General features: G+C 66.4%; 22 protein-coding genes. 9 read left to right on the forward strand and 13 right to left on the reverse strand.

Going from position 1 to position 21,288, the window contains the following annotated elements; genetic code table 11:
* Positions 1-149 precede the first annotated feature (149 nt).
* From groL to OOZ48_RS16115, 6 genes are all read right to left on the reverse strand, one after another.
* On the reverse strand, positions 150-1,796 hold the full coding sequence (gene groL / locus OOZ48_RS16090; protein WP_269499837.1) for a chaperonin GroEL: 1,647 nt from the start codon (positions 1,794-1,796) through the stop codon (positions 150-152).
* Between the two features lie 36 nt (positions 1,797-1,832).
* On the reverse strand, positions 1,833-2,120 hold the full coding sequence (locus tag OOZ48_RS16095) for a co-chaperone GroES (RefSeq protein ID WP_269499838.1): 288 nt from the start codon (positions 2,118-2,120) through the stop codon (positions 1,833-1,835).
* A 222-nt stretch (positions 2,121-2,342) separates the two neighbouring features.
* Entirely contained in the window at positions 2,343-2,807 is a 465-nt protein-coding gene (locus OOZ48_RS16100; RefSeq protein ID WP_269499839.1) for a DUF2269 family protein, read from the reverse strand.
* Positions 2,807-3,919 carry an SDR family oxidoreductase gene (locus OOZ48_RS16105; protein ID WP_269499840.1) on the reverse strand — a complete coding sequence of 371 codons (1,113 nt, stop codon included), beginning with the start codon at positions 3,917-3,919 and terminating at the stop codon, positions 2,807-2,809. The genes OOZ48_RS16100 and OOZ48_RS16105 overlap by 1 nt, the downstream gene beginning before the upstream one ends.
* A 35-nt stretch (positions 3,920-3,954) precedes the next feature.
* A complete protein-coding gene (locus tag OOZ48_RS16110; RefSeq protein ID WP_269499841.1) occupies positions 3,955-4,641 on the reverse strand; it encodes an N-acetylmuramoyl-L-alanine amidase in 687 nt (228 codons plus the stop codon).
* A 122-nt stretch (positions 4,642-4,763) separates the two neighbouring features.
* Positions 4,764-5,486, reverse strand: a complete 723-nt coding sequence (locus OOZ48_RS16115) for a methyl-accepting chemotaxis protein (protein WP_269499842.1) — start codon at positions 5,484-5,486, stop codon at positions 4,764-4,766.
* 288 nt (positions 5,487-5,774) lie between these two features.
* Between OOZ48_RS16115 and ahpC the strand changes: the two genes are divergently transcribed.
* From ahpC to OOZ48_RS16160, 9 genes are all read left to right on the forward strand, one after another.
* Positions 5,775-6,338, forward strand: coding sequence for an alkyl hydroperoxide reductase subunit C (gene ahpC, locus OOZ48_RS16120; RefSeq protein ID WP_269499843.1), 564 nt, complete (start codon positions 5,775-5,777; stop codon positions 6,336-6,338).
* Positions 6,339-6,467: 129 nt separating this feature from the next.
* Complete coding sequence (ahpF, locus tag OOZ48_RS16125; protein WP_269499844.1) at positions 6,468-8,051, forward strand: alkyl hydroperoxide reductase subunit F; 1,584 nt, start codon at positions 6,468-6,470, stop codon at positions 8,049-8,051.
* 77 nt (positions 8,052-8,128) lie between these two features.
* Positions 8,129-9,115: a diaminopimelate dehydrogenase gene (locus OOZ48_RS16130; RefSeq protein WP_269499845.1), complete on the forward strand. Its 987-nt coding sequence runs from the start codon at positions 8,129-8,131 to the stop codon at positions 9,113-9,115.
* A gap of 16 nt (positions 9,116-9,131) precedes the next feature.
* Positions 9,132-9,770 (forward strand): leucine efflux protein LeuE, encoded by a 639-nt coding sequence (gene leuE, locus OOZ48_RS16135; protein WP_269499846.1) that lies wholly within the window; start codon positions 9,132-9,134, stop codon positions 9,768-9,770.
* Positions 9,771-9,995: 225 nt separating this feature from the next.
* Positions 9,996-11,546: an ABC transporter ATP-binding protein gene (locus tag OOZ48_RS16140; RefSeq protein ID WP_269499847.1), complete on the forward strand. Its 1,551-nt coding sequence runs from the start codon at positions 9,996-9,998 to the stop codon at positions 11,544-11,546.
* A complete protein-coding gene (locus OOZ48_RS16145) occupies positions 11,539-12,633 on the forward strand; it encodes an ABC transporter permease (RefSeq protein WP_269499848.1) in 1,095 nt (364 codons plus the stop codon). The genes OOZ48_RS16140 and OOZ48_RS16145 overlap by 8 nt, the downstream gene beginning before the upstream one ends.
* A 3-nt stretch (positions 12,634-12,636) precedes the next feature.
* Complete coding sequence (locus OOZ48_RS16150) at positions 12,637-13,554, forward strand: ABC transporter permease (protein WP_269499849.1); 918 nt, start codon at positions 12,637-12,639, stop codon at positions 13,552-13,554.
* 10 nt (positions 13,555-13,564) lie between these two features.
* Positions 13,565-14,647: a BMP family ABC transporter substrate-binding protein gene (locus OOZ48_RS16155; protein ID WP_269499850.1), complete on the forward strand. Its 1,083-nt coding sequence runs from the start codon at positions 13,565-13,567 to the stop codon at positions 14,645-14,647.
* Between the two features lie 207 nt (positions 14,648-14,854).
* Positions 14,855-15,388 carry a copper chaperone PCu(A)C gene (locus OOZ48_RS16160; protein WP_269499851.1) on the forward strand — a complete coding sequence of 178 codons (534 nt, stop codon included), beginning with the start codon at positions 14,855-14,857 and terminating at the stop codon, positions 15,386-15,388.
* Between the two features lie 4 nt (positions 15,389-15,392).
* Here the strand turns inward: OOZ48_RS16160 and OOZ48_RS16165 are convergent, their stop codons facing one another.
* The 7 genes from OOZ48_RS16165 to tolQ form a co-directional block, all read right to left on the reverse strand.
* Positions 15,393-16,205 (reverse strand): alpha/beta fold hydrolase, encoded by an 813-nt coding sequence (locus OOZ48_RS16165; RefSeq protein WP_269499852.1) that lies wholly within the window; start codon positions 16,203-16,205, stop codon positions 15,393-15,395.
* A complete protein-coding gene (gene ybgF / locus OOZ48_RS16170; protein ID WP_269499853.1) occupies positions 16,205-16,882 on the reverse strand; it encodes a tol-pal system protein YbgF in 678 nt (225 codons plus the stop codon). Before ybgF ends, OOZ48_RS16165 begins: the two co-directional genes overlap by 1 nt.
* A 69-nt stretch (positions 16,883-16,951) precedes the next feature.
* Complete coding sequence (pal, locus tag OOZ48_RS16175; protein ID WP_269499854.1) at positions 16,952-17,446, reverse strand: peptidoglycan-associated lipoprotein Pal; 495 nt, start codon at positions 17,444-17,446, stop codon at positions 16,952-16,954.
* A gap of 36 nt (positions 17,447-17,482) precedes the next feature.
* Positions 17,483-18,790, reverse strand: a complete 1,308-nt coding sequence (gene tolB / locus OOZ48_RS16180) for a Tol-Pal system beta propeller repeat protein TolB (protein ID WP_269499855.1) — start codon at positions 18,788-18,790, stop codon at positions 17,483-17,485.
* 12 nt (positions 18,791-18,802) lie between these two features.
* Positions 18,803-20,122: a cell envelope integrity protein TolA gene (tolA, locus tag OOZ48_RS16185; protein WP_269499856.1), complete on the reverse strand. Its 1,320-nt coding sequence runs from the start codon at positions 20,120-20,122 to the stop codon at positions 18,803-18,805.
* Positions 20,123-20,177: 55 nt separating this feature from the next.
* The gene (locus tag OOZ48_RS16190; RefSeq protein WP_269499857.1) at positions 20,178-20,612 is read right to left on the reverse strand and encodes an ExbD/TolR family protein; all 435 of its coding nucleotides are present in this window, start codon (positions 20,610-20,612) and stop codon (positions 20,178-20,180) included.
* Position 20,613: 1 nt separating this feature from the next.
* Entirely contained in the window at positions 20,614-21,288 is a 675-nt protein-coding gene (gene tolQ / locus OOZ48_RS16195) for a protein TolQ (RefSeq protein ID WP_269499858.1), read from the reverse strand.

Here is a 21,288-nt window from a genome sequence, read left to right on the forward strand (position 1 = left end):
GCATTCGTGACAGCCATGCCACAACGGGCGTGCGTGGGGCCGGCGGCGCAATGAAAAAAAAACCCCCGGCGCGGTGATCGCGTCGGGGGTTTGCCTGGGTACTGCCGGGTTGCGGCCGATGCACAGGCATCGGCCGCGGCGGGAAAGGCTTAGAAGCCGCCCATGCCGCCCATGCCACCCATGCCGCCCATGTCGGGCATGGCCGGGGCCGGCTTGTCCTCGGGCAGTTCGGCCACGGCGGCCTCGGTCGTCAGCAGCAGGCTGGCGACGGAAGCGGCGTTTTGCAGCGCCGTGCGGGTGACCTTGGTCGGGTCGATCACGCCTTGCTCGACCAGATCGCCGTACTCGCCGGTGGCGGCGTTGTAGCCGTAGTTGCCTTCGCCTTGCTCGACCGCATTGACGATCACGCTGGCTTCGTCGCCGGCGTTGCTGACGATGGTGCGCAGCGGCGATTCAATGGCGCGCAGGACCAGCTTGATGCCGGCGTCCTGGTCGGCATTGTCGCCCTTCAGCTTGGCAACGGCCGCCTTGGCGCGGATCAGGGCCACACCGCCGCCGGGGACGATGCCTTCCTCGACCGCGGCGCGCGTGGCGTGCAGGGCGTCCTCGACGCGGGCCTTCTTTTCCTTCATTTCGACTTCGGTCGCGGCGCCGACGCGGATCACCGCCACACCGCCGGCCAGCTTGGCGACGCGCTCTTGCAGTTTTTCACGGTCGTAGTCCGAGGTGGCTTCCTCGATCTGCGCGCGGATCTGCTTGACGCGGGCCTCGATGTTCTTGCCGTCGCCGGCACCGTCGATGATGGTGGTGTTTTCCTTGGCAACTTCGATGCGCTTGGCCTGGCCCAGCAGTTCGAGGCTGGCCTTTTCCAGCGACAGACCGGTTTCCTCGGAGATCACCGTGCCGCCGGTCAGGATGGCGATGTCCTCGAGCATGGCCTTGCGGCGGTCGCCGAAGCCCGGCGCCTTGACGGCGGTGGTCTTGAGGATGCCGCGGATGTTGTTGACGACCAGGGTGGCCAGGGCCTCGCCCTCGACGTCCTCGGCCACGATCAGCAGCGGACGGCTGGACTTGGCGACTTGCTCGAGCACGGGCAGCAGGTCGCGGATGTTGCTGATCTTCTTGTCGAAGATCAGGATGTACGGGTCATCCAGAACGGCGACTTGCTTGTCGGGGTTGTTGATGAAGTAGGGCGACAGGTAGCCGCGGTCGAATTGCATGCCCTCGACCACGTCCAGTTCGTTTTCCAGGGACTTGCCGTCTTCGACGGTGATCACGCCTTCCTTGCCGACCTTGTCCATGGCGTTGGCGATGATCTCGCCCACCGAGGCGTCGCTGTTGGCCGAGATCGAGCCGACCTGGGCGATGGCCTTGCTGGTGGTGCAGGGCTTGGAGAGCTTGTGCAGTTCGTCGACGGCGACGGCGACGGCCTTGTCGATGCCGCGCTTGAGGTCCATCGGGCTGATGCCGGCGGCCACGTACTTCAGACCTTCCTCGACGATCGATTGGGCCAGCACGGTGGCGGTGGTGGTGCCGTCACCGGCATTGTCGGAGGTCTTGGAGGCGACTTCCTTGACCAGTTGGGCGCCGATGTTCTCGAACTTGTCCTTCAGTTCGATTTCCTTGGCGACGGACACACCGTCCTTGGTCACGGTGGGGGCGCCGAACGAGCGGTCCAGCACCACGTTGCGGCCCTTGGGGCCCATGGTGGTCTTGACGGCGCTGGCCAGGATGTTGACGCCACGGACGATGCGCGAACGGGCATCGTCACCAAAGTAGACTTGCTTTGCAGCCATGTTGAAATTCCTTGAATTGAGTGCGGTGGGCGAGACTTACTGGATCACGGCGAGGATTTCGTCCTCGCGGATGACGAGGACTTCGTCGCCATCGACCTTGACGGACTGACCGGCATACTTGCCGAACAGCACCTTGTCGCCGACCTTCACGTCGACGGGCAGGACCTTGCCGTCCTCGGTGCGCTTGCCGGGGCCGACGGCCAGGACTTCACCTTGGTCGGGCTTCTCGGCCGCGCTGTCAGGGATGACGATACCCGAGGCCGTGGTGCGCTCGTTGTCCAGACGCTTGACGATCACGCGATCGTGCAAAGGACGCAGTGCCATGGAGGAACTCCTAGAAAGAATTGAAGGAAAAACGAAAAAGCGCGGGGGATGCCGAGCCGCGCGAGGCGCTTGTTAGCACTCATCCCCGTCGAGTGCTAATTATAGGGACGATGTGCGGAGTTTCAAGGGGGTGGGGGGTTCAGCGGAGGGGGATTTATATGTATCTAATTGAAACATTTTGTGTGGCCGGCGCTGATTCTCGAGGATGCATGACGCTTCGGCTCACGCCGGCTTGAACACCATCAGGTAAAAGATGGCGAGAAAGGCCCCGAGGGCCGGGAATCCGAGGATGAACCAGGCGCGAAAGTAGCGCCTGAACTCAGCCGACAGGCCCTGCCCGGCTCGCAGGCTTGCCGCGGCGCTGTCACGCATCAGGATTTGCAGGCGCACGACCGGCACCCAGCAGGCGATCGCCACGGCATACAGTGCGATCGACCAGGCCAGCCATGGCGTGTCGAGGGGAATCCGCAACAGGCGTACGAGGTACCACCCCGTGAGCGGCTGGGCGATCGCGGTGGTGGCGGTGAACAACCAGTCGGCCGTCACGACATGGCGGGCGACGGTCGCCACGATGCGCGTGTCGCCGCTTCGCACCACGCACAGCAGATAGAAGGCAGTGCCGACTCCGGTGCCGAACAGCAGGGTCGAAGACAGAATGTGCAGAAGCTTGAGGACCAGGTATTCCATCAGTCTCCTGTCCGGGAATCATGAAGGTAGAGCAGGCCCAGCACGGCGAGGATAGGCAGGTTTTTGGTGATGGGACCAAAAGGGTGCAGCCAGTGCTCGGGCAACTGAATGGTGATGATCAACATGTAGACCAGCACGAGGCATGCCTGCGCGAGCCATAGCAGGCGGGCGCGGCGTCCTCGCCAGGCCAGCGTCAGGATACCGAAGGCCAGGTCCAGGCTTGCGGCGCCATAGAGCGCGGCCGGTGCCAGTGCCGCCGGCATGCCCGCCTGCAGCAGCAGCGCCAGGCTGTCATGGACGGGATAGAGGCCGAACGACACGGCCGCCGTCCATAGCCAGACCAGCGCGAGGCTGAGGCGCAGGACCGGCGTGATGTTCTGCGATATGGCGAGCGCCCGGGCGCCCGCCCGGTCCTCGCGCCGCACGAAATCGCGGGGCGGCATCGGTGCGCGGCCCAGCAGGCGCGCAAAGGCCGCCGGATCGGCGGTGTTGCCGCGCGCCAGCATGGCCAGGCTGTCGCGGTTGAACAGGCGGCTGCCGGATGCGCCCGCCAGCCAGACCGCGGCGCGCGCCGCCGCCCGCGGCATCGCCACGATCCATTGGGAGCCGGCCATGCCGAGCCCGGTGCGCAACGCGGCCAGGTAATCGCGCAGCATGATCGGCCGGGGACCGCAGAAGGCCACGGTCCGGGTGCCGCGCGTGGGCGCATCCAGCAGCGCGACGATGCCATCCACGACGTCATCGACATGCACTGGCTGGATGGCTTGCGTGCCTCCGTCCGGCAGGGCCAGCGCCGGCAGCACGGCGAGCCGATCGAACAGCCTCGCGCTGGCCCCGTCCTTGCCGTAGACCAGGGAGGGCTGGACGATGAAGGCCGGCATGCCGGCTTCTCGCAGCACATCGTCGGCCGCTCTCTTGCTCAGGTGAAAGTCCGTGCGCGCCCCCGAGTCCGCGCCCAGCGCGGAGAACTGGATGACGCGGATGCCGCGGCGGCGCGCGGCGGCAAAGAGAGCGGCCGGCGCCTGTACGTGGACCCGCTCGTAATCCTCAATGGCGGCCGCCTGGAGCTGGCGGCGCTGGCGTATCGGCGCCGGAAGCGGGGTTGACGGCATCCTGCGGCGACACGGCGCCAAGCCGAGGGCGGCGGTCAATCGAGACAGGCATGCGCCCCGCGGGCGATCGCCGTTGCCAGGCCTCGAATGGTTTTGGGCTGCGCGAGGCGAGCCTCCTCGGCGGGGTTGACGATGACCCCCGCCTCGATCAGGACGGCCGGCATGCGCGCGCTATGCAGCACCACCAGGCCGTCGTATCGGTGCACGCCACGGCGGCGGTCCAGAAACGGCCGGTTCTCGCCGGCAATCGGCTCGGCGTGATAGGCGGAGGGGTGCTCTCCGGCCTCTCGCAGCGCCTCGCCGATGGCTTGCGCGCAGCGCAGGCTGCGCACGGGCTGCGGATTGCGCATGGAGACAAAGACCGAATAGCCGGCGAATTCGCCCTGGCGGCCGGCGTCGATGTACCGCGGCTGGATGGAGTCATGGTGGATGGACACGAACAGGTCGGCGTCCGGCGCAACCGCCGGGCGTGCGGCCAGCGCGATGCCATCCTCCCCCGGGACGATCCGCGTCACCCGATCGCCGAGGGCCGCCAGGGCGCGGGCCAGCGCGGCGGCCAGGTCCCGGTTGTACAGGTACTCGGCCCGTCCGCTTGCGGCGCGCGCGCCCGACTGTCCCGGCGTATGGCCCACGTCCACCAGGATATGCGCCGCCCGGGCCGGCAGGGCGCAGCACAGCATCAGCAAGGCGCAGGACGGCAGGTGCCGGCGGCGACCGATCATGGCATCTTCCTGGCAGGGTACCGATGAGGACACCAGTCTAAAGTGTTGGACGGCCCTATGGGAATATTGCAGCCGGACCGCTCGGCCGGAAGCCGGGGGCCGCGTAGGCCCGGCGGCACACGCTAGGCCGCCATCTGCTGACCGGTGTCGCGGCGAAAGACCAGGGCGGCCTGGGCAAGGTTGCGCGTCTGGTCGTCCATGGAGGATACCGCCTGGGCGGACTGTTCGGCCATGGCGGCGTTGCTCTGGGTCAGGTCGTCGAGCAGGCCGAATGCCTGGGCAATGTGGGACACGCCTTCGGACTGCGCGACGCTGGCTTCGCTGATCTGCGTGATCAGCGCCCGTACCTGCCGGCTTTGTTCGAGGATCCTGGACATGGCCGCGGCGGCCTCGTGAGCGTGGGCGGCGCTGCTTTGGGCGATGTGCACCACGTCTTTGATCAATGCGGCGATCTCACGCGCCGAGGTGGCGCTGCGCTGTGCGAGTGCGCGAACCTCGGCCGCCACCACCGCGAAGCCGCGCAGCTCCTCGTCCTGGAAGATCGGCGCGGCATTGGCGCGCACCCAATAGTGGTCGCCGTTCTTGCGGCGGTTCTTGATCACCGCAGTCCAGGATCTCCCCTGGCGGAGGGTATCCCAGAGATCCTGGTAAGCCTGGGGCGGCACGTCTGGATGGCGCACGATGTTGTGCGCCTTGCCGAGGAGTTCCTGGTAGTCGAATCCGCTGACCTGGACGAATGCGGCATTCGCATACGTGATGCGTCCCTTGGTGTCGGTGGCCGACAATAGCGTTTCATGTTCCGGGAAGTCGTATTCCCGTTGTGTGACCGGAAGGTTTTTGCGCATGGCGCTCTCCGTGTGCTGTGGGGGGGTGTTTTAGGTTTTAAATATCAATGTATTCAAATGGTTATGCGTGTTTCCGTGGGCCTGCCCGGCGGATCATAGCGCGATTATGTGAAAAACGGATGATCTTGTATTATGCGAATAGGGCATATTTCTGCAGGCAGGACGGAAAGGGCCTGACGATAGCCTTAAACAATCGCATCAATAAAAACAATCAATTTTACTTATATAGTCAGGGCGCCTAAACTAGTTCTGTTGCCGAATTGGCCAACCACTGAACAAGGAGTAGCAATGTCTCTGATCAACACCAAAATCAAGCCCTTCAAGGCCACCGCCTACCACAACGGCAAGTTCGTCGAGGTCAGCGATGCGACCGTCGCGGGCAAGTGGTCCGTGTTCGTGTTCTATCCGGCCGACTTCACTTTCGTGTGCCCCACCGAACTCGAGGACCTGGCCGACCATTACGCCGAATTCCAGAAGCTGGGCGTCGAGGTCTACAGCGTGTCGACCGATACCCACTTTGCCCACAAGGCCTGGCACGATACGTCCGAAGCCATCAAGAAGGTCACCTATCCGATGATCGGCGACCCCACCCACGTGCTGTCCAAGAACTTCGATGTGCTCATCGAGGAAGAAGGCGTTGCGCTGCGCGGCACGTTCGTGGTCAACCCCGAGGGCGAGATCAAGGTGCTCGAGATCCACGACAACGGCATCGGCCGCGACGCGTCCGAGCTCCTGCGCAAGGTGCGGGCCGCGCTGTACATTGCCGCCCACCCGGGTGAAGTCTGCCCGGCCAAGTGGGAGGAAGGCGCCAAGACCCTGACCCCTTCGCTGGACCTGGTCGGCAAGATCTAATCCCAGGGCCGCCCGGCTCGAAGGTCCGCCGCGTCCGCGGCGGGTCATTTCCCTCCCCACGTTTCATTGGACCAGGCGGTGCCGGGCGGCACGGTCCGGGGATGTTCGTCCAAACAAGAGGTGATCACAATGCTGGATGCAAGTCTCAAAGGTCAATTGGGAACCTATCTCGAACGGGTGACGCACGCCATCGAGTTGCGCGCCTCGCTGGATGCCGGCGTCAAGTCCCAGGAATTGCGCGCCTTTCTCGAAGACATCGCCAGCCTGTCCGACAAGATCACCCTGGTCGAGGGTGATTCGGGCGCAGGCCGCGTGCCCTCGTTCGCCATCGCGCGCACGGGCTCCGACATTTCGGTGGCCTTTGCCGGGATCCCGCTGGGCCACGAATTCACGTCGCTGGTGCTGGCGCTGCTGCAGGTCGGCGGCCATCCGCCCAAGCTCGACGATGCGGTGGTGGAGCAGATCCGCGCCTTGCAGGGCGTGCACACCTTCGAAACGTATTTTTCGCTGTCCTGCCAGAACTGCCCGGACGTGGTCCAGGCCCTGAACGCGATGTCGGTGATCAATCCCGACATCCGCCACGTGGCGATCGACGGCGCCTTCTTCCAGGGCGAGGTCCAGGATCGCGAGATCCTGTCCGTGCCGGCCGTGTTCCTGAATGGCGAGCTCTTTCACCAGGGCCGCGCGGGTGTCGAGGAAATCCTGGCCAAGCTCGACGTCGGCGACGACGCGGCCAAGGTCGAGGCCCTGAATGCGCGCGACGAATTCGACGTGCTGGTGGTCGGCGGCGGGCCGGCGGGCGCCGCGGCGGCCGTGTACGCGGCCCGCAAGGGCATCCGCACCGGCGTGGTGGCCGAACGCTTCGGCGGGCAGGTGCTCGATACGATGGCGATCGAGAACTACATCTCGGTGCTGGAGACCGAGGGCCCCAAATTCGGCGTTGCGCTGGAACAGCACGTCAAGGCCTACGAGGTCGACATCATGAACCTGCAGCGCGCCACCGGGCTGGTGCCCGGCAAGTCGGTGCAAGTCGAATTGGCCAGCGGCGCGACCCTCAAGGCCAAGACCGTCGTGCTGTCGACCGGCGCGCGCTGGCGCGAGATCAACGTGCCCGGCGAACACGAATACCGCAACCGCGGCGTGGCCTACTGCCCCCATTGCGACGGCCCCTTGTTCAAGGGCAAGCACGTTGCGGTCATCGGCGGCGGGAATTCCGGCGTCGAGGCGGCGATCGACCTGGCGGGCCTGGTGGCCCACGTGACCTTGATCGAATTCGGCGACGCGCTGCGCGCCGACGATGTGCTGCAGCGCAAGCTGCGCAGCCTGTCCAACGTCACCATCCTGACCTCGGCGCAGACCACCGAGATCCATGGCGACGGCAAGCGCGTCGTGGGCCTGACGTACAAGGATCGCGGCACGGGCGCCGAGCATCGCGTCGAGCTCGAGGGCGTTTTCGTGCAGATCGGCCTGGTGCCCAATACCGAATGGCTCAAGGGCATCGTGGAACTGACCCCGTACGGCGAAATCGTCGTGGACGCGCGCGGCCAGACCTCCGTGCCCGGCGTGTTTGCCGCAGGGGATGCGACCACGGTGCCGTACAAGCAGATCATCATCGCCGCCGGCGATGGCGCGAAGGCCGCGCTCAGCGCCTTCGATCACCTGATCCGCAGCTCGGTCGGCGAAGACGGGGAAGCCGTCAAGGCCGTGGCCTGATTGCCCGGCCGCCGCGACCCGGCGGCCGGACCGCTACAATAGCGCCCTGGGATCGTTTGAATGGATCAGGGGATGCGATGAGCGGCAAGATCAGGGTGGGTATCGTCGGCTACGGCAATCTGGGGCGTGGGGCCGAGCAGGCCGTCGCGCTGACGCAGGACATGCATCTTGCGGCGGTATTCACGCGCCGGGACCCCGCCGGGGTGGCCTGCGTGGATCCCGGCGTGCCGGTGCTGGCCCTCGACGAGGCCGGACACTGGCGCGACCGCATCGACGTGATGCTGCTGTGCGGCGGCTCGCGCCAGGACCTGCCCGAGCAAGGCCCGCGGATGGCCTCGCTGTTCACCACGGTCGACAGTTACGATACGCACGCGCGCATTCCCGAGTATTTCGCCACCATGGACGAGGCCGCGCGCGCGGCGGGCACGGTCGCCATGATCTCCATCGGCTGGGATCCGGGCCTGTTCTCCATCAATCGGCTCCTTGGCGAGGCCATCCTGCCCCGGGGCGCGACCTACACGTTCTGGGGCAAGGGCTTGAGCCAGGGCCACTCGGACGCGCTGCGCCGGGTGCCCGGCGTGCAGGCGGGGGTGCAATACACCATCCCCTCGCCCGAGGCGATCCGCCGGGTGCGCGAGGGCGAGCAACCCCAGCTTTCCACGCGCGAAAAACATACGCGGGAATGCCATGTCGTGCTCGCCGCAGGCGCCGACGCGGATACCGTGCGCGAGGCGATCGTCACCATGCCGGATTATTTTGCCGACTACGACACGACCGTGCATTTCATCACCGCCGAGGCGTTGGCGCGCGACCACGCCGCCATGCCGCATGGCGGTTTCGTGATCCGTAGCGGCCAGACGGGCGACGGCACTCGCCAGCACCTGGAATTCTCGCTGAAGCTCGACAGCAATCCCGCGTTCACCGCAAGTGTCCTGGTGGCCTATGCGCGCGCTGCGCACAGGATGCGCACGCAGGGCGCGCGCGGTGCGCGCACCGCCTTCGACGTGGCGCCGGGGCTGTTGTCGCCCCGCGACCCGGCGCAATTGCGTCGCGATCTGCTCTGACACGGGCAATGCGTCCATGCTGTCCCAGTATGGCGTCCTGGACCTCTGGACCTACGTGGCGGGCACGGTGTTCATCATCCTCCTGCCGGGGCCGAACTCGCTGTTCGTGCTGGCCACCGGCGCCAGCCAGGGCGTGCGCGTCGGCTATCAGGCGGCGCTGGGCGTCTTTATCGGGGATTCGATCCTGATGGCATTGACGGCAGCCGGCGCGGCCTCGGTGCTGCGTGTGCTGCCGATGCTGTTCATGGCGCTCAAGACCCTGGGGGCCTTGTATCTGTGCTACCTGGGTTTGAGGCTGTTGGCGTCGGCCTGGCGGCCGGCCGCCCCCCAGCAGGCCCGCGCGGTCGCGGTGGGCAGCGGCAGCCGGTTCCGCAAGGCCTTGCTGCTGAGCCTGCTCAATCCCAAGGCCATCCTCTTCCTGCTGTCGTTCTTCGTACAGTTCGTCGATCCGGCCTATCCGCATCCGGCCCTGTCCTTCCTCATCCTGGCGGCGATCCTGCAATGCCTCAGCGTCCTCTACCTGTCGCTGCTGATCTTCGGCGGCGCGCGCCTGGCGGACGCCTTCCGGCGCCGCCCCGGGATGGCGCGCCTGGGATGCGCGGCAACCGGCGGCCTGTTCCTCTGGTTCGCCGGCCGCCTGGCTTTCGAGGACTGAGCCTGCGATCGGCATCACGCTGCGGTAATATTGCGCATTCGCGCGCAATGATGGCCAGGCGCGCAAAACAAGGCACGCGCGCGCGTTGACCGGCCCGATGGGCCTTTTCGCGGGTTTTTTCTCCTGGACGCCTTAAGGGTTTATCCCTTTAGGTGCCGCTGCGCTTACTGAGTAGAATTTTTCGCATCTCAGGTGCTTTACGGATGATTCGACCAGGATGACGCCATGCCGCCCCGCCTTGCCCTAGACAACATCAGCAAGTCCTATCCCACTGTGCGGGCCAACGATGGTGTCAGCCTGGCCGTGCAGCCCGGCGAGATCCATGCCGTGCTGGGGGAAAACGGCGCGGGCAAGTCCACGCTGATGAAAATCATCTACGGCGTGGTGCGGCCGGACTCGGGCACGGTCCAGTGGGACGGGCGGCCGGTGCAGATCAGCAGTCCGGCCGAGGCGCGGGCGCTGGGCCTGGGCATGGTGTTCCAGCATTTCTCGCTGTTCGACACGCTGACCGTGGCCGAGAACATCGCCCTGGGCTTGTCGGGCGATACCGACATCCATGCGCTGGAGCAGCGCATCGCGGATACGGTCGACCAATACGGGCTGGAACTCGAACCGGGACGCCACGTGCATACGCTCTCAGTGGGCGAGCGCCAGCGCGTCGAGATCGTGCGCGCGCTGCTGGGCGGGCCCCGCCTGCTGATCCTCGACGAGCCGACCTCGGTGCTGACGCCGCAGGCGGTGCGGCGCCTGTTCGACATCCTGCGGCAATTGGCCGACGAGGGCTGCAGCATCCTGTATATCAGCCACAAGCTCGACGAGATCCGCAGCCTTTGCCACACCTGTACGGTCATGCGCGCCGGACGCGTGACCGGCCAGTGCGATCCGCGCCTGGAAACAGAGGCCGGCCTGTCGCGCTTGATGATCGGCACCGAATTGCCCACTATTGCGCGCACGCCGCGCGAGGCCGGTGAGGTGGTGCTGCAGGTCCGGGGCCTGAATCTGCCGCGTGCCCATCCCTTCGCCACGCCGCTGCGGGACGTCTCCTTCGAACTGCGCGCGGGCGAGATCCTCGGCATTGCCGGCGTCTCGGGCAACGGCCAACAGGAACTGATGACGGCGCTCTCGGGCGAGGACGTGCGTGCAGCCGCGGACAGCGTCCGGATCGATGGCGAGGCGGCCGGCCAGCGCACGGCGGCCTGGCGCCGGGGGCGCGGGCTGGCTTTCGTGCCCGAGGAACGCCTGGGGCGCGGCGCCGTTCCCGAGCTTTCGCTGGCACGCAACATCCTGTTGTCGCACCAGGACGGCGCCACGGTGTGGCGCGGCTTCGTGCGCGAAGGCGCGGTGCGCGCACTGGCCGCGGGCATCATCCAGCGTTTTCGCGTCAAGGCGCCGGGCCCTCAGGCGCTGGCCGGCAGCCTGTCGGGCGGCAACCTGCAAAAATACATCGTCGGGCGCGAGGTCGTCCGGCGCCCGCGCCTGCTGCTGGTCGCGCAGCCCACCTGGGGGGTGGATGTCGGCGCGGCCGCGCAGATCCGCGGCGAGCTTCTCGCCCTGCGCGACGCGGGCTGCGCCATCCTGCTGATTTCCGAGGAACTCGACGAACTGTTTGAAATCTCGGACCGCCTGGTCGTCATCGCCAAGGGGCGCATATCGCCCTCGGTGCCGATCGGCGAGGCCCAGCGCGAGCAGATCGGCCAGTGGATGAGCGGGCTGTGGCCCGGCGCCGAGGCCGGAACCGACGTCGAGACCGCCGACCTGGAGGCGGTCCATGCTTGAACTGATTCCCCGCGCGGAACCCTCGCGCCTGATGTCCTGGCTGTCGCCGGTCCTGGCCGTGATCCTGACCGCCGTTTGCGGGGCCATCATGTTCGCGGCGGTCGGCAAATCCCCCGTCGAAGGCCTGGCGGTGTTTTTCCTCGAACCGATCAGCAGCCTGCGGGGCTGGTCCGAGATCGGCGTCAAGGTGGCGCCGCTGCTGCTCGCCTCGGTCGGCCTGGCGTTGTGCTTTCGCGCCAATATCTTCAATATCGGCGCCGAAGGCCAACTCGTGCTCGGGGCCATCGTGTCCGGTGCCGTCATCCTGCATTTCGATGACGGCACGGGCGGCGGCGGGGCCGGGATGATTGCGCTTGCCCTGTTGGCCGGCGCCGTGGGCGGGGCCTTCTGGGCGGCCATCGTGGCGTGGCTGCGCGATCGCTACAACGCCAACGAGATCCTGGTGTCCCTGATGCTGGTGTATGTGGCCGAGCTCCTGCTCAGCTACCTGGTGCACGGCGTCATGCGCGATCCGGATGGTTTCGGCTTTCCCCAGTCGCGGCTGTTCGACGACGGCTTCCTGCTGCCGGTCTGGCCGGGCACGCGGCTGCACCTGGGGGTGCTGCTGGCCTTGGCCGCCTCGCTGCTGGCCTGGCTCCTGTTGTCGCGGATGTTCGCGGGCTTTCGCCTCACCGTCGGCGGCCTGGCGCCGCTCGCGGCCCGCTACGCGGGCTTTTCCTCGCGGCGCGCACTGTGGGGCTGCCTGCTGTTTTCAGGCGCGCTCGCCGGGGTGGCGGGCGCGTGCGAGATCATGGGGCCGATCGGCCAGCTCACCCCCTCGGTGTCGCCCGGCTACGGTTTTGCCGCGATCATCGTCGCTTTCGTCGGGCGCCTGCATCCGCTGGGCGTGGTGTTCGCCAGTTTCGTCATGGCGCTGTTCTACATCGGCGGCGAACTCTCCCAGACTCGCCTGGGCATGCCCAGCGCCATCACCGGCATCTTCCAGGGCATCTTGTTGTTCGCGCTGCTGGCCTGCGACGTGCTGATCTACAAGCAATTCCGCTGGAGGCGCGGCGCGGCCGCTATGATTCGTGGAGGCAGGCCCTAGACCATGGACGCACTCGCTCCCCTGATCGCCGCGTCGATGAACGCGGGAACCCCCTTGATGCTGGCGGCCCTGGGCCTGTTGATCAATGAAAAGGCCGGGGTGATCAACCTGGGTTCGGAAGGCATGATGCTGGTGGCCGCGGCGCTGGGCTTCGCCGTCACCGTGCATTCCGGCAGCCCCGCCACGGGCTTCCTCGCCGGCGCCGTGGCCGGCGCCCTGCTGGCCGGCGTATTCGCCTGGCTGACGGTGTGGCTGGGTGCCAACCAGGTGGCCTGCGGCCTGGCCTTGTCGCTGTTCGGCGTCGGGGCCTCGGCCTATATCGGGATCCCCTACGTGGGCGCCACGATCCAGGCCTCCAGTTGGGGCATTCCGGGCCTCGAGCATATTCCGTTTTTCGGCCCGGCCCTGTTCCAGCACCACCCGATGGTGTACGGGGCGCTCCTCCTGTGCGCGGCCCTGGGCTATTTCCTCTATCGCACACGCGCCGGGCTGGTGCTGCGCGCCGTGGGCGAGTCGCCCGAATCGGCCCACGCGCTGGGCTACAAGGTGCGCCGCATCCGCCTGGCGGCGCTGCTGTTCGGCGGCGCGTGCTGCGGCCTGGCGGGCGCATTCATGTCGCTGGTCTACACGCCCATGTGGGTCGAGGGCATGGTGGCCGGCCGCGGCTGGATCGCGCTGGCGCTCACCCCGTTCGCGACCTGGCGCCCCGCTCGCGTGCTGGTGGGCGCCTACCTGTTCGGCGGCATCACCATCCTGACTTTCCACATGCAGGCGCTGGGGGTGCCGATCGCCTCGCAACTGCTCTCCATGCTGCCGTACCTGGCTACCATCCTGGTGTTAGTGCTCATCTCGCGGAACGTCAACTGGATCCGCATCAACATGCCCGCATCGCTGGGCAAGAACTTCAACCCCAATTCCTGAAGGAACGATCATGAAGGGAACCATGCTCCGCAAGACCCTCTATGCCCTGACGGCCGCCTCGGCCGTCGCGCTGGCAAGCCCGGCGGCCGCCGAACCGCTGAAGGTCGGTTTTGTCTATGTCAGTCCGATCGGCGAGGCCGGCTGGACCTGGCAGCAGGACATCGGCCGCCGCGAAATGGAGGCCGCCCTGGGCGACAAGGTCAAGACCCAATACGTCGAGGACGTCCCCGAGGGCGCCGACGCCGAGCGCGTCATCCGCGACCTTGCCCAACAGGGCAATCAGCTGATTTTCACCACGTCCTTCGGGTACATGAACCCGACGATCAAGGTCGCCAAGCAATTCCCGGACGTCAAGTTCGTGCACTCGACCGGCTACAAGACCGCGCCCAACGTCGCCACCACCAATGCACGCTTCTACGAAGCCCGCTACGTGGCCGGCATGCTGGCCGGCAAAATGACCCAGACCAAGGTCGTGGGCTACGTCGGCGCCTATCCGATCCCCGAGGTGCTGCAAGGCATCAATGCCTTCACCCGCGGCCTGCGCAGCATCCAGCCCGACGCGCAGGTGCGCGTCATCATGGTCAACAGCTGGTTCGACCCGGGCAAGGAACGCGACGCCGCGCTGGCGCTGCTGGACCAGGGCGCGGACATCGTGACCCACCACACCGATTCCACCGCCACGGTGCAGGCCGCCGAGGAACGCGGCAAGTACGCCATCGCCTACCACTCCGACATGTCGAAGTTCGGGCCCAAGGCGCAGTTGGGTGCGGTGACCCATCACTGGGGCCCCTACTTCACCAAGGAAGTCCAGTCCGTGCTGGACGGCACCTGGAAGTCCAACCAGGTCTGGGGCGGCTTCAAGGAAGGCATGGTCGCCCTCGAGGGATTCGGCCCCGCTGTCGACGACGAGCTCAAGACGTTCCTCAAGCAGCAAGAGGACGCCATCGCGGCCGGCACCCTGAACCCGTTCGCCGCGCCGATCAAGGACAACGAAGGCAAGGTGCGCCTGGCTGACGGCGCGCTGGACGACAAGGGCCTGAACGCCATGGACTACTACGTCGAGGGCGTGGTCGGCAAGCTCGGCAAGAACTGAGCCGCGCTCGTGCCGGAACCGCCCAGGCGCTGAACGCCCGGGCGGCACGGGGCGTCCCGCAAAGTCCCGGGATGCTCCCGGGATAGTACACTGGCGACCGGGGGGCGATGCCGCCCCCACTGGGGCGGAGGCCGACGCGTGCCTTCGCAGGGGCCAGTTGCCATGCCTGGCCAAGCATGGAAAAACACGTTTTTGGTGGACTATCGAATGAAACCCTCATTTTCTCGAACCCTGGGCGTCGCGGCCGCTTCGGCGCTCTTGCTGGCCGGGTCGGCGGCCTGGGCCCACAGCCACGGCGATGCCCATGGCGCCTCCCACGGTGGCGCGCATGGCGCCATGGAATCCGCGGCGGGCCTGCCCGCCTCGGCAACGGTCAGCGCGCGCGATTGCTGGATTCGCCAGCTGCCGGCGCCGACTCCGTCGGGCGGATTCCTGGTGGTGCATAACGGCGGCGATCAGCCGGCCGTCCTCAAGGGCGTTTCCTCGCCGGATTACGGCATGGTCATGCTGCACCAGACCACCGAGGAAAACGGCCTGAGCAAGATGTCCATGGTCCACGAGGTCTCGATCCCGGCGGGACAGGACCTGGATCTGCGCCCCGGCAGCTATCACATCATGCTCGAGCAGCCGCGGGATGGGCTGAAGATCGGCGACCACGTGCGCGTGGATTTCGCCCTTGGCAACGGCGAAGGCTTCGCCGCGACCTGCGAGGTCAAGCCCGCCAAGGCCATGAGCCACTGAGGGCTCAGCCGGTCGCCCCGAAGAACGCCAGGCAGGCGCGATTGAAGGCGCGCGGATTGGCGAGATTCATGCCGTGCGCCGCCAGGCGGATGACCTCCCGGCGCGCGTGCGGCAGGGCGGCCTGCAATTGATCCTGGCGCGTTCCGTAGCGCGCCGGGCTGTCTGATCCGCCCAGCAGCAGGACGGGGCACTGAATGCGGCGGATCTCCTCGAGGTGCACCGGCCGGTTCGCCTCGAGGACCTGTGACAGCAGGGTCGCCGCGTTGTCGCGCACCATCTGCTTGAACCAGCCCACCATCTTGCGCCAGGTGCCGGCGCCGTTGACGGTGTCGATGAACTGTTCGGCCGCGGCGTCCACCTCTCCTTTTTCCAGCAAGGCGACGGCGGGGGTGTAGAAGACCGGCGTGGGCGCCTCATGGGCGAATCTGAAGCCCGGATCGGCCAGCGTCAGCGTCTTGCAGTATTCCGGCGCCCGCAGCGCGAGCTCCACGGCGACCTGCGCGCCGCGCGAGTGGCCCAGCACGTGCACCGGCCGGCCTTCGCCCAGGGCGCGCGCCAGCGCGATCATGTCCTCGGCGTGGGTGGCGATGCCATAGCCGGGATCGGGATGCGTGCCGGCACGCGGCCAGCAGCCTCGCAGGCTCGCCGCCGCCACGCGGTAGGATTCCCCCAGTTGCGGAATCTGCCAGCGCCAATAGCGGTAGTCGCACAGCGAGCCGTGGATCAACAGGACGACCTCGCCCGCGCCCGCCTCGGTGTAGTCGATCGGGAACGGACTCTGCAGCGTGGCCTGTGCAAGCGTGGGGGCGCGGACCATTACAGCAGCTTCATGCGGCTCTTGGCGGTTTCAGCGGCAGAGGTATTGGGATAATCCTTGATGATGCGCTGCAGGCTGGCCTTGGCGCCGGCGAGGTCATTGATTTCGATCTGGCTGGCGGCGGCGACCAGCAAGGCGTCGGGTGCGCGTGGATCCTGCGGCCGGGTCTTGACCAGATCCTGCATGGTCTGGACCGAACCCTTGAAGTCACGGGTCGCATATTGGCTGCTGCCCAGGTAGAACCGGGCGTCGCCCGACAGTTCGCTGTCCGGATAGGCCTGGGTGAAGGCGGCAAAGGCCGTTGCGGCCTCCTTGTACTTGCCGCTGCGGTACTGGTCGGCCGCCGCCTGGTAGGCTGCTTGTTCCTGCGGGTCGGCGGTCTGGCGGTCCTGCGGCGCGTTCTCGGGCTGGTTGCCGGTGGGCGGGCGGCGCGTCAGATGCTCGAGCTGGCCGCGCATGGAAGCGAGCTCGTGGCGCAGCATGTCGATCTGATCGGCCAGCTGCAGCCGTGCCTGCTGGTTCTGCTCGTTGATTTGCTTGATCTGCGTCCGTAGCTCGAGGATGGCCCACCGGGCCTCATCATCGGAGAACGCATGTGCCGGTGCGGTCGCCAGTGCCAGTGCGATCGTCAGGCCGGCGGTGAATGCCGTGCCCAGGCGCGGGATGAATGCTTGCATGTCGAATTCCGTCCAAATAAAAAACGCCGCGGCGGGAACCGCCACGGCGTTGCTGCGGCAAAGCCGGAATCAGCGCTGATAGTTGATGTCGGCGCGGCGGTTCTCGGCGTAGTCGGCTTCGGTGTTGCCCAGCGCCTTGGGACGCTCCTTCCCGAAGCTGATGGCCTCGAGCTGGTTGGCATTGACGCCCAGGAGGGTCATCATGCGCGCCACGGCATCCGAACGGCGTTGGCCGAGAGCCAGATTGTATTCGGTGCCGCCGCGGGCGTCAGCATTGCCTTCGATGCGCACCTTCTGGCCGGGATGGCTGGTCAGGTAGTTGGAGTGCATCTCGACGACGCTGCGATATTGCTCGGGGATGGAGTAGCTGTCGAATTCAAAGTAGACCGAGCGTTGTTGCGCTAAGGGACTTTGCGGATTGAACGGATCCATGACTTGTCCCGTGGACGCCGAATCCGAGCCTGCAGCTCCGGTGCCGGACTGGTCCAGCGGTACGGAGCTGCAAGCCGCCAGGGAGGCGGCGAACGCGGCTATTGTCAGGGTCCTGGTGATGCGCGAGCTCATTTAATTTCCTTTCAAGAAGAGTCACACGAAAATCGCTTAGTCAGTAAACGGGCCCCAGGTGGGTTCGCGGACTTTGCCGCTCAGGGAGGAGAGTTTCTGCTTGACACGTCCGTCGGTCGATGTGACCGCCAGCACGCTCTGGCCACCCTGGATCGAGCTGTACAGTATCTGCATGCCATTGGGCGCGTAGCTGGGGGATTGATCGTCCGGTCCGGCGGTCAACAGCTGTTCCGATCCCGTACTCAAGGCCATGGTCGCTATCCTGAAAGCACCGTTTCTTCGTGTAACGTACACCAGTTGGCTGCCGTCGGGAGAGACGCGGGGTGAAATATTGTAACTGCCGGAGAACGTCAAGCGCTGGGCGTCTCCGCCCGCGGCGGGGACCTTGTAGATCTGGGGGTTGCCGCCACGGTCGCTGGTAAACACCAGCGAATCGCCGTCGGGCGTGAAGCGCGGTTCGGTGTCGATCAGCGGCGAACGCATGACGCGGCGCAGGTCCGAGCCGTCGGCGTTGATGGTGTAGATCTGCGAGATCCCATCGCGTGAAAGGACGATGGCCAGGCGGTTACCGTCGGGCGACCAGGCCGGTGCGCTGTTATTGCCCTTGTAGTTGGCCACTGGCGCACGCTGGCCGGTGGCCAGGGTCTGGATGTAGATGACCGGCTTGCCGGATTCGAAGCTGACGTAGGCCAGGCGGCTGCCGTCGGGCGACCAGGCCGGGGAAATGATCGACTGGCGCGACCGCAGCATCACCTGGGGATTCTGGCCGTCGGCGTCAGCAATTTGTAACTCATAGCCGTTGCCGGTCTGCAACACATAGGCGATGCGCGTGGAAAACACCCCCCGCACCCCGGTGATCTTTTCATAGATCCTGTCGGCGATCCGGTGCGAGATCCGGCGCAGCTCGGCCTCGGTGCCGCTGAAGGCGACCTTGTCGAGTTCGGCCTTGCGCGCATTGTCCACCAGGCGATAGCTGACCGTGTATTGGCCGCCGTCCTGGGTGACCGAGCCGAAGGCCAGATAGTCGGCTCCGCGGGCCTGCCACTCGTCGTGGGACACGGTGCTTTCCAGGTCCAGTGTGGCGCCGGCCGCGCTGATCAGCCGGAACTGGCCCGAGCGCGTCAGGTCCGCGCGTATGATCTCGGGCACCTGGGTGTTGCCCGAACCCGAGAAATCGGCGATCGCAATGGGGTATTGCGTGGCACCGACGCCCGAGATATCGACGCGCAATTGGGCTTGGGCGGCTGGTGTTCCTACGGCCGCCACGAACAGGAAGGACAGGCCCGCGACCGCGGCGCGCCGCCAGAGGCGTGTCGCGAAGCCCGAGGCAATGGATAAGGTCATGAGTGCGATCTCCTAGTCGTACATGCGGTAATCAACATCAATATACGACGGATACTTACCGCTCGGAGGTTTGGGGAAGGGCGAGCATGCGAGAATGCCCTGACGGACGGCGATGTCGAAGCGCTGGTTGCCGGACGAACGCCGGATGTCCACTTTCAGGACGCCTCCGTGGGCATCCAGGTAGGTACGGTATTGCACCGTGGGGTTGACGGTGCCGTTACGCGCGGGCACGTCATAGATGACGCCCGGTTTGACGCAGCGGCGTACGGCTGCGGCATAGCCGTCGCTGCCGCCTCCGCCGCCTTGCTGGTTGCGATCGGCGGTGCCGCTGGGGATGCCGGCAGCCTCGAGGGCGGAGCCGCGCATGGCTTCGCGTAGCGCCTCGCGCTTGGCGGCCGCCTCCTTGGCAGCCTTTTCCTTGGCGGCTTTCTCGGCAGCCGCTTTTTTTGCAGCGGCTTCCTTGGCGGCTTTTTCCTTGGCCGCCTTCTCGGCGGCCGCTTTCTCTGCCGCAGCCTTTTCAGCGGCGGCTTTTTCCTTGGCGGCTTTCTCAGCAGCAGCTTTCTCTGCGGCCGCCTTCTCGGCCGCGGCCTTTTCCGCGGCGGCTTTCTCAGCGGCGGCTTTTTCGGCAGCGGCTTTCTCAGCGGCGGCCTTTTCTGCGGCGGCTTTCTCAGCGGTAGCCTTTTCTGCAGCGGCTTTCTCGGCCGCGGCCTTTTCCGCGGCAGCTTTTTCGGCAGCAGCCTTCTCAGCAGCGGCTTTTTCAGCGGCGGCTTTTTCGGCCGCAGCCTTCTCAGCCGCTGCTTTTTCGGCGGCCTGCCGCTCCGCCTCGGCCTTTGCCTGGGCAGCCTGTTCCGCGGCCAGTCGTTCTTGTTCTTCGCGCAGCTTGCGTTCTTTTTCCAGGGCGATCTCGGCCTCGGCCTGTGCCTTGGCGGCTGCTTCGGCGCGGGCCTGGGCCTGGGCGAGGGCCTGCGCCTGCTGCTCGGCCACGGCGCGTGCTTCGGCCAAGGCCGCTTCCTGTGCGCTGTTGTCCGGGGGCGTGGGTTGTGGCTCAGGCTCGGGTTCTGGTTCCGGCTCTGGCGTGGGTTCCGGCTCTGGCTCCGGCTCGGGTTCAGGCGTGGCTTGTTCGACCGGCGGCGCGGCTTCGGCCACGGTCCCTTCCGCCCAGAGCTCGATCTGGACCGGCCCGGGATTGTCGGGTGCCGAGTTGAAGCCCACGATCATCAGGGCGATGACCAGGCCATGCGCGAGCAGCGAGTACGTCAGGCCGCGGCGTTCTTCGCGCCGCCCGTCGTCCGATCCGTCTGCCTGTCTGGAAAAGCGTTCAAAGAGTTTCATGAGCCTGTGGGTTTCTGTCGCGGCAGCGTTCCGTCTCGGGGACGCCGGCGCCGCGTCAGCGCGTTTGTCCGGTGGCGGTCTGGTTCACGAGCAAGCCCAGGCGGGTGATGCCGCCGGCGCGCAACTGGTCCATCACCTGCATCACGGACTCGTAGGGCACCTTGCCGTCCGCGGAAATCACCACCGGCGTATCGGCCGTGGCCATCGCCTGGACCTCGGGCACCAGGTTGCCCTTGTCGACGGGCCGGAACGATGCGCCCGAATCGCGCAGGCGCATGCTGAGCGCGCCATGTTCGTCGATCTGGACCTCGAGGGGTGTGACGGGTACTTCCGAGGCGGTGCCGACCGAGGGCAGCTCGATCTGGCCCGGCGTGATCATCGGTGCGGTCACCATGAAAATCACCAGCAGCACCAGCATCACGTCGATGTAGGGCACGACATTGATGTCGTTCTTGAGTCGCCGTGGCCTGCGGTCGCGCAGCGTTCCCATGTCAGTGCACCTGGCGCTGGAGGATGTTCAGGAACTCGTCGACGAAACTGTCGAAGCGCAGCGAGAGGCGGTCGATCTCGTTCGTGTAGCGGTTGTAGGCGACGACGGCCGGGATGGCGGCGAACAGGCCGATGGCGGTGGCGATGAGCGCCTCGGCGATGCCGGGAGCCACCGCCGCGAGCGTGGCCTGCTGCATGGTGGACAAGCCCATGAAGGCATGCATGATGCCCCAGACGGTGCCCAGCAGCCCGACATACGGGCTGACCGACCCGGTCGAGGCGAGGAAATTCAGGTGTGATTCGAGGCTGTCCATTTCGCGCTGGTAGGCGGCCCGCATGGCGCGGCGCGGCGCATCCAGCAAGGTGTCGCCTCGGGCCGCCGAGCGGCGTGCCTTGATGAACTCCGTCATCCCCGCATCGAAGATCCGTGCCAGCGCCCCGTGCTCGTCGCGGCGCGAGGCGATCGCCTGTTGCAGGACGGTGAGGTCGCCGCCGGCCCAGAAGTCGTCCTCGAAGCGGCGGGTCTGCGCATCGGCGCGCTTGAGCGCCGCGCGCTTGCTGAAGATATACGTCCAGGACAGGATGGAGACGGCCAGCAGGATCAGCATGACGATCTGAACCGGAATGCTGGCGTTTGCGATGAGGGACAGCAGCGACAAATCGCTTTGGGCTTGCAT

The sequence above is a fragment of the Castellaniella sp. S9 genome, assembly GCF_027257175.1.
Classification (GTDB): Bacteria; Pseudomonadota; Gammaproteobacteria; order Burkholderiales; family Burkholderiaceae_B; genus Castellaniella.

Bases quoted from the DNA above. Each gene is read 5' to 3' on its own strand.
- OOZ48_RS16115 (WP_269499842.1), bottom strand. From the start codon at position 5,486: ATGCGCAAAAACCTTCCGGTCACACAACGGGAATACGACTTCCCGGAA.
- tolQ (WP_269499858.1), bottom strand. From the start codon at position 21,288: ATGCAAGCCCAAAGCGATTTGTCGCTGCTGTCCCTCATCGCAAACGCC.
- OOZ48_RS16165 (WP_269499852.1), bottom strand. From the start codon at position 16,205: ATGGTCCGCGCCCCCACGCTTGCACAGGCCACGCTGCAGAGTCCGTTC.
- ahpF (WP_269499844.1), top strand. From the start codon at position 6,468: ATGCTGGATGCAAGTCTCAAAGGTCAATTGGGAACCTATCTCGAACGG.
- OOZ48_RS16155 (WP_269499850.1), top strand. From the start codon at position 13,565: ATGAAGGGAACCATGCTCCGCAAGACCCTCTATGCCCTGACGGCCGCC.
- tolA (WP_269499856.1), bottom strand. From the start codon at position 20,122: ATGAAACTCTTTGAACGCTTTTCCAGACAGGCAGACGGATCGGACGAC.
- leuE (WP_269499846.1), top strand. From the start codon at position 9,132: ATGCTGTCCCAGTATGGCGTCCTGGACCTCTGGACCTACGTGGCGGGC.
- OOZ48_RS16130 (WP_269499845.1), top strand. From the start codon at position 8,129: ATGAGCGGCAAGATCAGGGTGGGTATCGTCGGCTACGGCAATCTGGGG.
- OOZ48_RS16100 (WP_269499839.1), bottom strand. From the start codon at position 2,807: ATGGAATACCTGGTCCTCAAGCTTCTGCACATTCTGTCTTCGACCCTG.
- OOZ48_RS16110 (WP_269499841.1), bottom strand. From the start codon at position 4,641: ATGATCGGTCGCCGCCGGCACCTGCCGTCCTGCGCCTTGCTGATGCTG.
- OOZ48_RS16095 (WP_269499838.1), bottom strand. From the start codon at position 2,120: ATGGCACTGCGTCCTTTGCACGATCGCGTGATCGTCAAGCGTCTGGAC.
- OOZ48_RS16140 (WP_269499847.1), top strand. From the start codon at position 9,996: ATGCCGCCCCGCCTTGCCCTAGACAACATCAGCAAGTCCTATCCCACT.
- OOZ48_RS16105 (WP_269499840.1), bottom strand. From the start codon at position 3,919: ATGCCGTCAACCCCGCTTCCGGCGCCGATACGCCAGCGCCGCCAGCTC.
- OOZ48_RS16160 (WP_269499851.1), top strand. From the start codon at position 14,855: ATGAAACCCTCATTTTCTCGAACCCTGGGCGTCGCGGCCGCTTCGGCG.
- ahpC (WP_269499843.1), top strand. From the start codon at position 5,775: ATGTCTCTGATCAACACCAAAATCAAGCCCTTCAAGGCCACCGCCTAC.
- ybgF (WP_269499853.1), bottom strand. From the start codon at position 16,882: ATGCAAGCATTCATCCCGCGCCTGGGCACGGCATTCACCGCCGGCCTG.
- tolB (WP_269499855.1), bottom strand. From the start codon at position 18,790: ATGACCTTATCCATTGCCTCGGGCTTCGCGACACGCCTCTGGCGGCGC.
- pal (WP_269499854.1), bottom strand. From the start codon at position 17,446: ATGAGCTCGCGCATCACCAGGACCCTGACAATAGCCGCGTTCGCCGCC.
- OOZ48_RS16190 (WP_269499857.1), bottom strand. From the start codon at position 20,612: ATGGGAACGCTGCGCGACCGCAGGCCACGGCGACTCAAGAACGACATC.
- OOZ48_RS16145 (WP_269499848.1), top strand. From the start codon at position 11,539: ATGCTTGAACTGATTCCCCGCGCGGAACCCTCGCGCCTGATGTCCTGG.
- OOZ48_RS16150 (WP_269499849.1), top strand. From the start codon at position 12,637: ATGGACGCACTCGCTCCCCTGATCGCCGCGTCGATGAACGCGGGAACC.
- groL (WP_269499837.1), bottom strand. From the start codon at position 1,796: ATGGCTGCAAAGCAAGTCTACTTTGGTGACGATGCCCGTTCGCGCATC.